Raw genomic sequence first — 9,228 nt, forward strand, 5'->3', positions numbered from 1 at the left:
GTCATGTTGTCATTCGTCAGCGCCAGCGCCACATTGTGGCCACCGAAGCCGAACGAGTTGTTGAGCGCAGCCAGCGGGCCGGACGGCAGCTCCCGCGCCTCATTCGCGGCGATCTGGATCTCCAGACCGGGCTCCTGGTGCTCGAGGTTGATGGTCGGGGGCGAGACTCGGTCACGCAGAGCCATCACGGAGGCGAAGGTCTCCAGAGCGCCCGCACCGCCCAGCAGGTGGCCGGTCATCGACTTGGTGGAGGTCACCACCGTCTCGCTGACGCTCGATCCGAGGGCATGCGCGATCGACTTGGCCTCGGTCACATCGCCCTGCGGGGTCGAGGTGCCGTGGGCGTTGACGTGCTTGATGTCGGACGGCGCGAGCCCGGCGTTGCGCAGGGCCTTGACCATCGCCGACAGCTGACCCGCGCCGCTCGGCTCGGGCTGGACGATGTCGTGCGAGTCGGCGCTGATGCCAGAGCCTGCCAGCGTGCCATAAATCCGGGCGCCGCGGGCCTTCGCCGAGGCCAGCGTCTCCATGACCAGCATCACCGAGCCCTCGCCGATCACGAAGCCGTCGCGGTCAATGTCCCACGGGCGCGAAGCGCGTTCGGGTTCGTCATTGCGGCGGCTGAGTGCCTGCATCTGGGCGAACGCCACGATCGGCATCGCGTGAATGACCGACTCAGAGCCGCCCACGACCACGACGTCGGCTTCGTCCAGCCGCAACATGTTCGCGCCCAGGGCGATCGCCTCGTTGGACGAAGCACACGCCGAAACCGGCGCATGCACACCGGCCTTGGCGTTGACCAGCAGTCCGACATGGGCCGCGGGCGCGTTGGCCATCAGCATCGGCACGGTGAACGGGCTGACTCGCCGGACGCCCTTCTCGCGCTGTACATCCCATTGATCCAGTGTGGTGACCAGGCCGCCGATACCGGTGCCGACCGAGACACCCAGCCGTTCGGGATCGACCTGGTTGTCCTCGCCGAGGCCGAATCCGGCATCGGACCAGGCTTCGCGGGCCGCGACCAACGCAAGTTGGCTGACACGGTCCATCCGGCGGGAGTCGACGCGCGAGATCCACTGCGTAAGATCCGCATTCACCTGACCGGCGATCTGCACGGGCAGGTCATCGGCCCAGTCGGCCTCGATACGACGGACGCCGCTGCGTCCGGCAAGAAGTGCTTGCCAGGTAGAAGGTGCATCGTTGCCAAGCGGGGTAATGGCACCGAATCCTGTGATGACGACATCGGTCATTGAGGCTCCCGGATGAAAAGGGTTTAAGGAATGGCCCGCACGCACCTACCGGTGACGTGCGGGCCCTAAGGGCCCTAAGAGGGGTCAGTTCTGCGCGCGCTCGATGTACGAGACGGCATCGCCCACGGTCTTCAGGGACTTCGAGTCCTCATCGGGGATCGAGACGCTGAAGGCCTCTTCGCAGGCGTAGATGATCTCGACCATCGACAGGGAGTCGACGTCCAGATCGTCCACGAAGTTCTTCTCCAGCTGCACGTCGGCCTGGTCGACACCAGCAACGTCGTTGACGATGTCGGCGAGCTGTGAACGGATTTCCTCGGTGGTGGCCATGATGAATGTCCTTTCTATTGGCCCAGATGGTGGTCTAGAGAGTTGAGAGCGGGTGTCAGGGCAGAACGACGACCTGGCCGGCATAGACCAGCCCGGCGCCGAAGCCGATGATCAGGGCGTTGTCGCCGGATTTGGCCTCGCCCGATTCGAGCAGGGCCTCCATGGCGATCGGGACGGACGCTGCCGAAGCGTTGCCCATGTGCTTGATGTCGCGGCTGACCACGACGCTTTCCGGCAGCTTAAGGCGACGCAACATCGCATCGGTGATGCGGTTGTTGGCCTGATGTGGGATGAAGACGTCGAGATCCTCGGGAGCCAGTCCGGCTGCCTCGAGGATTTCGGCAGTTTTCTCCACGATGAAGCCGGTCGCCCAGCGGAAGACCTGGTGGCCGTCCATGTGGATCCTCGGATTGACGCCCTCTGCGGCGGCGGCGGCGAAATCGTCCGAGTGGATGATCTCACCGGTGTCAACCGCAGATCCCCACACGGCCGGACCGACCCCGGGGGTGTCCGACGGTCCGATGACCACGGCGCCCGCGCCGTCCCCGAAGAGGAACGCGGTGGAGCGATCGGCGAAGTTGGTCTGCTGACTGAGCACCTCGACGCCGACAACCAGAACGTGATGGGCCGAACCGGTGCGCACCATGGAGTCGGCGAGGCTGACGCCGTAGCAGAAGCCCGCGCAGGCAGCCTGCAGGTCGGTGGCGGCAGGGTCGGGAAGCCCGAGTGCCGACGCCACCTGAACCGCCAGCGACGGGAAGCGGCGGGTATTGGAGACCGAGCTCACCAGCACGCTGTCTATCTGGTCGGTGGCGACTCCTGAGCGCTCGACCGCCTTGCGGGCGGCCTCGATGGCCAGCGTCAAGACATCCTGCTCGTCATCGACCCAGCGACGCTCGATGATGCCGGTCCGCTGCTGAATCCACTCGTCGGACGAGTCGATGATGGTACACATCTCGGCGTTGTCGACGACGCGGTTGCCGCGGGCCCCGCCCACCCCGAGAATCCGGGAATAGGGGGCACCTTGCGACGCTTTGATAGGCGAACTCATGATCCTCATTTCGCTTCGGAGTGACGCGCGCAGAACTCGCGTGCGTCATCCAGTTGATCGGGGGTGTTGAGATTGAACAGCTCGACACCCTTCAGGTTGCGCTTGGCGATGCCTGTCAGGGTGCCGGCCGGAGCCAGCTCGAGCAGACCGGTAACGCCGAGCGAAGCCATGGTGTCCATACACAGATCCCAGCGCACCGGGTGGGTCACCTGAGCGACCATCCGGTCGAGATACTCGGCGCCGGATTCGACGACCGCGCCATCACGGTTCGACAGCAGTCGAGCCACCGGACGAGCGGTGCCGATCGAACGGGCCAGCAACTCCAGGCGCTGCGATGCGGGCGCCATGTGTACGGTGTGGAAAGCGCCGGCCACCGACAGCGGAATGACCCGGGCGCGGGCGGGGGCGTTGTCGGCCAGCGTCTGCAACTGCTCGAGGGTGCCGGCGGCCACGATCTGGCCCGAGCCGTTGAAGTTGGCGGGGGTGAGTCCGGCGGCCTCGATCGCGGCGAGAACCTCGTCCGGCTTGCCTGCAATGACTGCGGACATGCCGGTCGGCTGCACGGCCGAAGCAGCGGCCATCGCCTGGCCGCGCTCACGGACGAAGACCATCGCGGCCTCCGGATTGATCGCACCGGTGAGGGCGGCAGCCCCGATCTCACCGACCGAATGCCCGGCGACGATATCTGCGCTGCCGCAGCCGTAGTCGGCGTCCGGGAAAAGCTCATGCGCGACGGCAAGGGCCGAAGCCACCAGCAGCGGCTGGGCGATCGCGGTGTCACGGATGGTTTCGGCGTCGGCCGCAGTCCCGTAGTGGGCCAGGTCGAGCCCCACTACCGCGGACAGCCAGCTGAGGCGGTCGGCGAAACTATCAATAGTCAACCAGTCGGAGAGGAAGCCGGGGGTTTGGGCACCCTGGCCGGGAGCTGCGATAACAAGCACACCTACATCCTGCCCGTCGAACAGACTCAAGCCGATGCGCGGCGTGACTAATTTGGCGCACCGACATTGTGCGTACTCTACAAACCGCCGCTCAGGAGGGCCCTCAGATTTGGGCTACTGACTGTGCTGTCGTCCCAAAGTGATGGCCAACCGCAAGACATAGGCGTCCCTGGGCGAGCTGGGGGAGTAGCCGGCGACTTCGGCGATGCGCTTGAGACGGTAGCGCACCGTATTGGGGTGGACGAACAGGGCCCGCGCGGTCGCCTCCACCGAACCGCCCTGGTCGCTGAAGCTCACGCAGGTCTCCAGCAGATCGCCGCCGGCCGCCGCCAAGGGCGTGAAAACCGCGTCGACCAGTTCGCGGCGCGCCTGGCCGTTGCCTGCCAGCGCACGCTCGGGCAGCAGGTCGCGGGCGGTCAGCACCCGGGGGCCCTCCGGCCAGGCCTTTGCCGAACGGGCACCCGACAACGCCGCACGCGCCGAGTCGGACGCCCGGACCAGTCCCGCTACCGGCGGGCCGACGACGATCGGGCCCGGGCCGAAGTGCGGTGCCAGCGATTCCAGCCAGCCGACGCCCGCCTCCAGATCGGGCTGGGCATCCGGCGAGCTGGGCGAGAGGACGACCACCAACTGCTCACCGTGCAGAGCGGCCATCGCGACCAGGCCGAGACTTTCGGCATCCTTGCGCAATCCGCTGAAGTCGTCATCGTCGGCCGTCGCGCCGATCGCCACCACGACCGGGGCCTGCGCATGCCAGCCGAGAGCGGACGCACGGGACAGCAGGTCTTCATTCGAATCGGCGCGCACCACGGCGTCCACGATGAGCGCCTCGATCCGTTCGTCCCAGCTGCCGCGGGATTCGGCTGCTCGCGCATAGACCTCTGCCGAGGCGAACGCGACCTCCCGCGAGTAGTGCAGGATCGCGGTCTGCAGGACCCCGCGGTCACCGCGGGGCATCAGCTGACCGATCTGCGCCTCCACGACATCGATGGTCGTGCGGATCAGGTCGACGGTCTGATGCAGATTGATCCTGCGGGTCAGCGAGCGCGGCGCGACGTTGAAGATGCGCGCCGGGTCGATCTCGGACGCGGCGTCGTCGGCAAACCATTGGACGAAGCCATTGATGCCCTCGTTGGCCACCATGTTCACCCACGAGCGCTCCTCGGCGCTCAGCTTCGAGTACCAGGGGTGCCGGATCTCCATCTCGCCGACCACCGCAGTGCTCATTCGTCCGGCCTGGGCGGCCAGTCGCTTGGCGATGGCGGCGCGGGTTCGTGCGGCGGGTACGAACGCGCGGCCGGCACTCACCGGGGGTTTTGCGGCCATGGCACCTCCTGGCATCTGTTTGCCCGCGAACTCTACCGCTCCGCTGGGGCCGGATATTCAAAACGGCCGAGCCCCTGCGCCTCACGCACGGGGGGCTCGGCCGTTGACGACCCAAGCGTCAGCGCTTGATGCGCGCGTTGCCTTCCCAAACCGACCAGATCTGCTCCTCGTCGGCCGGAGCGGCGTAGTCGGTGAGGAAGGTCGTGGTGATCGCGCCGGACGCCCAGCCGAAGTGCAGGCACTTCTCGGGATCCCAACCGTTGATCAGGCCGTAGAGGATGCCGCCGACAGTGGAGTCGCCGCCGCCGATACGATCCAGGACGCCGATGTCGCGTGGCTCCACGACGTGGAACTCGCCGTCCGCCCACAAGATGGCGCCCCACAGGTGGTGGTTGGCGTTGACGACCTCGCGCAGCGTGGTGGCGAAGACCTCGACGCCCGGAAAGCGCTCGTGGGCGGTATTGATCATGGCCTTGAAGCCTTCGATCTTCGCGCCGATGCCTTTGCCGCCGGCGTCCGGGCCCTCCAGGCCGAGTGCCAGCTGGAAGTCCTCTTCGTTGCCGATGAGGATGGAGCAGTTGTTCGCGATCTCGGTGAAGCCAGCGCGCAGCTCCTCCTCCCGTCCCTTCCAGAACGATGCGCGGAAGTTCAGGTCGAAGCTGACGGCAGCGCCGTGTGCCTTGGCGGCGTGGGCCACGTCGAGGCAGAACTGCAAGGTCTTGGGTGACAGCGCCGCGATCAGGCCCGACATGTGGACGATCTTCGCGCCCTCGTCGCCGAAGATGCGGTCGAGGTCGAAGTCCTTGGCGTCGAGCTGCAGACCGACCTCACCAGCGCGATCGTTCCAGACCCGGGCACCACGGTTGCCGTAGCCCGAATCGGCGATGTTGAACTGGTGACGGTAACCCCAGGCGCCGCCCTGCGGCAGCTCCGGGCCTTCGACGGCCATGAACCGCGAAGCCAGGTTCGACTTGATCATCATCGAGATCGGGCTGCCCTGGACGAAGTTGGTGAGGATCTTCACCGGCTCGCCCAGGTAGCTGGAGATCGAACCGACGTTGCTCTCGGCCGATGTCACTTGCATGCTGAAACGACTCGCGGTCTGCACCGGTTGGGCGTCCTCGGGACAGATGCGGATCCCCATGCTGGTCGGGATGACCAGCGACCACTTGGCGTCCTCACGGAGTTTCATATGTGCTGCCTTTCGAGATCGAGAAGCGCGCCGTGTTGCGGTACACCGGCGGCACCGTTGCGCGTCACGGGTTTATGCCGGAATCCTACAGTTTCGGACCCGGATCCCGTGCTTGTTGCCAAGCACGGCAACAGCTGCCAACAACCCACGCGGCACCGGCGGGCCCGATGCGCTGGGCTGGATCGGCGGACTTCTGGCGAAAACCCGCAGATCGCGGGAAGATTGCGAGTAATGCTGGTGTTGAAGTGACATCTGTCGTGACTTGAAAGGACCTCAGCGTGATCCCTCGCGAGCAACCCGGCCCCCTGCTTAACGGCCTTCCGACCAATCTCCCAGACACCGATGTCGATGAGACGAATGAGTGGTTGGAGTCACTGGATGGGCTGATTGAATCAGGCGGACGCAACCGGGCGCGCTACGTCATGCTTCGGCTCAACGAACGAGCGCGTGATCAGCACATCGGTGTGCCTTCGCTGGTCTCGACCGACTATGTCAACACCATTCCGAGGTCGAAGGAGGTCGCCTACCCGGGTGACCCCGAGCTGGAACAGCAGGTTCGCCACATGCTGCGATGGAATGCCGCGATCCAGGTGCACCGTCAGCAGCGCCCCGGCGTCGGAGTCGGCGGCCACATCGCCAGCTACGCGTCGGCGGCCACCCTCTATGAGGTGGGCCTGATGCATTTCTGGCGTGGCAAGGATCATCCCGGTGGCGGCGATCAGGTCTTCTTCCAAGGTCATGCATCCCCGGGTATGTACGCCCGCGCGCTACTCGAAGGCCGGCTTTCCGAGAACGATCTGGACGGCTTCCGCCAGGAATATAGCCGGCCCATGGGCGGGCGCGGTCTGCCGAGTTATCCGCACCCGCGTCGGATGTCGGATTTCTGGGAGTTCCCGACCGTCTCGATGGGTATCGGCCCGATCAATGCGATCTACCAGGCATCGTTCAACCGTTACCTCGAGAACCGCGGCATCAAGGACTCCAGCCAGCAGCACGTCTGGGCGTTCCTCGGCGACGGTGAGATGGACGAGGTCGAATCGCGCGGCGCCCTGCAGCTGGCAGCTAATGAAGGGCTCGACAATCTCACCTTTGTCATCAACTGCAACCTGCAGCGTCTCGACGGCCCGGTGCGCGGCAACGGCAAGATCGTGCAGGAACTGGAGTCATTCTTCCGCGGCGCCGGCTGGAACGTCGTCAAGCTCGTCTGGGGCGCCAACTGGGATCCGCTTCTTGAGAATGACACCGACGGTGCGCTCGTCAACGTGATGAACACCACCCGCGACGGCGACTACCAGACCTTCAAGGCCAACGACGGTGCGTACGTGCGCGAGCATTTCTTCGGACGCGATCCGCGCACCGCTGCGATGGTGGCCGAATGGAGCGACGATCAGATCTGGGCGTTGCGCCGTGGCGGTCTGGACTACACCAAGATCTATAACGCCTACAAGGCGGCCAACGACTACACCGGCGGCCCGACCGTGATCTTGGCCCACACCATCAAGGGCTATTTCCTCGGCAGCCACTTCGCCGGCCGCAACGCGACCCACCAGATGAAGAAACTGGCCATCGACGACCTCAAGGGCCTGCGCGACCGCTGCCACATCCCGGTATCGGACGAGGTGCTGGAGGCCGATCCCTATCAGCCGCCGTACTTCAATCCGGGTCCGCAGAATCCGGCGATTCGGTACCTGCTGGACCGTCGCCGCGAGCTCGGCGGCTTCGTCCCGGAGCGGCGCGGCAACCACGGCAAGAAGCTGCAACTGCCGGACGAGAAGGTCTACAAGGCTGCTCGCAAGGGTTCGGGCAATCAGAAGGTCGCCACCACGATGGCCTTCGTCCGGTTGCTCAAGGATCTGCTGCGCGACAAGGGCGTGGCACCGTTCATCGTCCCGATCATTCCGGACGAGGCGCGCACCTTCGGTATGGACTCGTTCTTCCCGACGATCAAGATTTACAACGCGAACGGCCAGCAGTACACCCCGGTCGACCACGACCTGATGCTGAGCTACCGCGAGGCCACCAACGGCCAGATCATGCACGTCGGTATCAACGAGGCGGGCGCGACCGCGGCATACACCGCCGTCGGCACCAGCTACGCCACCCACGGTCAGCCGATGATTCCGATCTACATCTTCTACTCGATGTTCGGGATCCAGCGCACCGCCGACATGTGGTGGGCTGCGGCCGACCAGCTGGCCCGCGGGTTCTACATCGGCGCGACCGCCGGCAAGACGACGCTGACCGGCGAGGGCACCCAGCACATGGACGGCCACTCACATCTGTTGACCGCTACCAACGAGGGCATCGTCAGCTACGACCCGGCCTACGGCTATGAGATCAGCTACATCGTCGAGGATGGTCTGCGCCGCATGTACGGTGATCAGCCGGAAGATGTCTCGTACTACCTGACGGTTTACAACGAGCCGATGGTTCAGCCCGCTCAGCCCGAGAACGTGGACCCCGAAGGCATCCGCCGGGGTATCCACCTGATCTCGCAGGGTGCCGAAGGCGGCAAGCGTGCCCAACTGCTCGCGTCCGGCGTTGCGGTGCCGTGGGCGTTGGAGGCTCAGGAGCTGCTGAAGAAGGACTGGGGCGTCGAGTCCGACGTCTGGTCGGTGACAAGCTGGAACGAGCTGGCCCGCGACGGTCGGGCTTGCGACGAGGATGCCTTCATCAACCCGGAGGCCGAGCCCAGGACCGCGTTCGTGACGCAGCAGCTGGCCGGACACGAAGGCCCAGCGATCGCGGTGAGCGACTTCATGCGCGCCGTGCAGGAGCAGATCCGGCCCTGGGTGCCGACCGACTACTACCCGCTGGGTGCTGACGGTTTCGGCTTCTCGGACACCCGGGCAGCGGCTCGTCGCCATCTGCGCATCGACGGCCCGTCGATCGTGGTTCGGGCGCTGCAAGCGCTGGCCGACCGTGGTGAGCTACCGCGCGAGGTCGTTCGCCAAGGGATCGACCGCTACCGGCTGAACGATGTCAACGCCGGTGCATCGGGCGAGGTCGGCGGCGACTCGTAAGCCGTTGCCGAACTGATACCAGCACAAACGCCTGCGGTGGGGGGGCCGCCCGGGGCCCCCCCCCCCGCGGGGGGGGGGGGCCGGCCGGGGGGGGGGCGGGGGGGGCGCGGGCGGG

The 9,228-nt window shown here is 65.9% G+C and carries 7 protein-coding genes; 1 reads left to right on the forward strand and 6 read right to left on the reverse strand.

Annotated elements, in window-relative coordinates; all coding sequences use genetic code 11:
• The 6 genes from AAFP05_RS12190 to AAFP05_RS12215 form a co-directional block, all read right to left on the reverse strand.
• A partial coding sequence (locus AAFP05_RS12190; protein ID WP_341730144.1) for a beta-ketoacyl-[acyl-carrier-protein] synthase family protein occupies window positions 1-1,250 on the reverse strand: 1,250 nt, incomplete at its 3' end.
• An 84-nt stretch (window positions 1,251-1,334) separates the two neighbouring features.
• Window positions 1,335-1,580, reverse strand: a complete 246-nt coding sequence (locus tag AAFP05_RS12195; RefSeq protein ID WP_341730145.1) for an acyl carrier protein — start codon at window positions 1,578-1,580, stop codon at window positions 1,335-1,337.
• 55 nt (window positions 1,581-1,635) lie between these two features.
• The gene (locus tag AAFP05_RS12200) at window positions 1,636-2,631 is read right to left on the reverse strand and encodes a beta-ketoacyl-ACP synthase III (RefSeq protein WP_341730146.1); all 996 of its coding nucleotides are present in this window, start codon (window positions 2,629-2,631) and stop codon (window positions 1,636-1,638) included.
• A gap of 5 nt (window positions 2,632-2,636) precedes the next feature.
• Entirely contained in the window at window positions 2,637-3,572 is a 936-nt protein-coding gene (locus AAFP05_RS12205; protein ID WP_341730147.1) for an ACP S-malonyltransferase, read from the reverse strand.
• Window positions 3,573-3,686: 114 nt separating this feature from the next.
• The gene (locus AAFP05_RS12210) at window positions 3,687-4,898 is read right to left on the reverse strand and encodes a helix-turn-helix domain-containing protein (RefSeq protein ID WP_341730148.1); all 1,212 of its coding nucleotides are present in this window, start codon (window positions 4,896-4,898) and stop codon (window positions 3,687-3,689) included.
• 118 nt (window positions 4,899-5,016) lie between these two features.
• Entirely contained in the window at window positions 5,017-6,090 is a 1,074-nt protein-coding gene (locus AAFP05_RS12215; protein ID WP_341730149.1) for a PfkB family carbohydrate kinase, read from the reverse strand.
• A gap of 278 nt (window positions 6,091-6,368) precedes the next feature.
• Here AAFP05_RS12215 and aceE point away from each other — a divergent pair, with 278 nt between their 5' ends.
• On the forward strand, window positions 6,369-9,113 hold the full coding sequence (aceE, locus tag AAFP05_RS12220; protein ID WP_341730150.1) for a pyruvate dehydrogenase (acetyl-transferring), homodimeric type: 2,745 nt from the start codon (window positions 6,369-6,371) through the stop codon (window positions 9,111-9,113).
• Window positions 9,114-9,228: the final 115 nt, after the last annotated feature.

It is taken from the genome of Brooklawnia sp. (genome assembly GCF_032229645.1).
Lineage (GTDB): Bacteria > Actinomycetota > Actinomycetes > Propionibacteriales > Propionibacteriaceae > Brooklawnia.